Origin of the sequence: Azospirillum sp. B506 (assembly GCF_000333595.1) — a bacterium.
Lineage (GTDB): Bacteria > Pseudomonadota > Alphaproteobacteria > Azospirillales > Azospirillaceae > Azospirillum.
In genome coordinates, this window is sequence record NZ_BADK01000058.1 from 1 (window position 1) to 1,943 (window position 1,943).

Genomic DNA, 1,943 nt, shown 5'->3' on the forward strand with positions numbered 1-1,943 from the left:
CGCCGAGGAGGCGATCGGCCGCCTGTTCGCCCAACGTTCAAACGCAGCCAGCATCAGCCGCGCGTCGTTTCACGGTGTCCGCCCGTCGAGGCCAAGGGTATCGAGAAGTTCGCGCCGGCAGTCGATCCGGCCCGATCCGATCAGGATCAGACTGCCGTCACGGCCATGGACGGGACCGGCGAGTCCGGCATCATAATCGTCCAAAGGGCGGGAGCGGAAACCGAGGACCCAATCCTCTCCCTCCCGCGTCTGAACATCACCGAACCCCACTCCACCCAAACGGCGGGCCGCCTCCGACGCCGCCATTGGATCGGCCGGCCGATTTCCGTGGAACCCAATCGCCCCGACGAAATGCAACATGCGCCCGTTCCGTACGACCTGATGTTTTCGACCAATCGATCGCCGATGGCATATGCCAGCCGGTCATACTGGAAGGTGGGGCGGCCTGCACGCACGGCGCTTCTGCCACCCGTGGATGTCCCCATGCGCGCTAGCTGGCATCATCGGGCTTGGTGGTTTGTCCGTCGGAGACAGAGAGGCCTTTGGCGCGTGTGCCCAGCCCGATGGACAGTTCGCACAGTTCCGGTGCTGTCCAGGCCGGTCGGGCGACTGCCACCAAGGAGGTATCGTCAGGCTCGCCGCCTTTGTGATCAACCGACATGATGCACCTCAGGTCTTCTTTTTTGACAATTGATATATCGCCGATGCGCAAAATCGGATCAAGCGCGAGACACAACTTGTTGCGATTCGAATATTTTTATTGCTTGTTCCACACTTGTCAGAAGTGTATCGCTGAGGCGGCGTATGACTGTGCGAAGTCCATGGTCAGATACAGCAAAGACGGTGAAAATCTTTGCATTTTCTCGCAAAGTTTGCTTATTGCCGCCCAAAGACACCTTAAACGCGAATTTCCATGCTGCAATTAATTGAAGTCTGATTGTCCTGCGGGTGAAGTGGCGCCAGAGGGTAGAGCCGGTTCTTGTTGAGGATATGCCATGATGGATCAATTCGCGTCCCATCTGTCACCGGATGTTCTGATTTCCCGCAGCACCGACTTGCTGATGGCGGAATTGGACGAGGAAATCGTGCTGATGAGCATAGATTATGGCAGTTATTTCGGACTGGCGGCAACCGCGCGTACCATCTGGCGGCTCCTGGAAAATCCCATGCGTCCCGAAGACATCTACCTCGCTCTCGCCCGCGACTATGACGGGGATCCGAAGGCGATCGAGGCGGACACGATGGTCTTCCTCAATAGGTTGCTGGTCAACGGGCTGATAAAGCTCGCCTGACCAAAGGGATCGGTGCCGGCGAGGACATGATTTCGACCTGAAAATTCACTGGTATGATCCATACCACGGCCATCCATGGGATGTGCGGTCCGCCGCCCATCGACCGCTGGTGTCTGCCTTTGATGCGGGGTATTCAGGCTGATCAGTCGTGACAGGCTTTGGGAATGCGGATAGGACGGCGTGTACTACAGCTATCGTGCTCTTGGTCTCGGCATCGTCGCGCCGTTCCAATGTCCCGGCTTTGAACCGGGTGACGCGCCGATCGCCGGTCGCACGGTGGAACTCGCACTGGGGCCGGTTCCGCGGGAACTGCCCCGGCCGGTGATCCTGCGGCCATTGACGCAGATCGACGAAGACGGCCAGTGCCTTCACGAGGTGCCGGGCATCGGTCGCTATCTGATCGAGGATCGGCATCGGGTTACCATCGAGCTGCCGGCCGGTGCCGGATTCGAACGTGCGCTCCGTTTTCTCCGCGGCGTCCCCCTGGCGGTCCTCTGCTGCCGGTGGGGTCTGGTACCTCTGTGGGCGGCCTGCATCGCTCTGAACGGGCGCGCCGTGCTGTTGTCCGGAGGGAGTGGCAAGAGCACGCTGGCGGTCGCGCTGGCCCGTCGGGGGTATCGTCTGCTTGCCGACGAATTTTGCAGCCTTGAT

The 1,943-nt window shown here is 59.9% G+C and carries 2 protein-coding genes and 1 pseudogene; 2 read left to right on the top strand and 1 reads right to left on the bottom strand.

Annotation, left to right across the window (positions count from 1 at the left end):
• Nucleotides 1–69: 69 nt before the first annotated feature.
• Entirely contained in the window at nt 70–360 is a 291-nt protein-coding gene (locus I71_RS01755) for a hypothetical protein (protein WP_042689400.1), read from the bottom strand.
• A gap of 635 nt (nt 361–995) precedes the next feature.
• Between I71_RS01755 and I71_RS01760 the strand changes: the two genes are divergently transcribed.
• Both I71_RS01760 and I71_RS01765 read left to right on the top strand, forming a co-directional pair.
• On the top strand, nt 996–1,292 hold the full coding sequence (locus tag I71_RS01760) for a PqqD family protein (protein ID WP_042689403.1): 297 nt from the start codon (nt 996–998) through the stop codon (nt 1,290–1,292).
• Nucleotides 1,293–1,472: 180 nt separating this feature from the next.
• Nucleotides 1,473–1,943 (top strand): annotated as a pseudogene (locus tag I71_RS01765) (hypothetical protein); the annotation flags it as partial.

What these genes read in the sequence shown, in the direction of transcription:
- I71_RS01755 (WP_042689400.1), bottom strand. Translation starts at nt 360, where the DNA reads ATGTTGCATTTCGTCGGGGCGATTGGGTTCCACGGAAATCGGCCGGCC.
- I71_RS01760 (WP_042689403.1), top strand. Translation starts at nt 996, where the DNA reads ATGATGGATCAATTCGCGTCCCATCTGTCACCGGATGTTCTGATTTCC.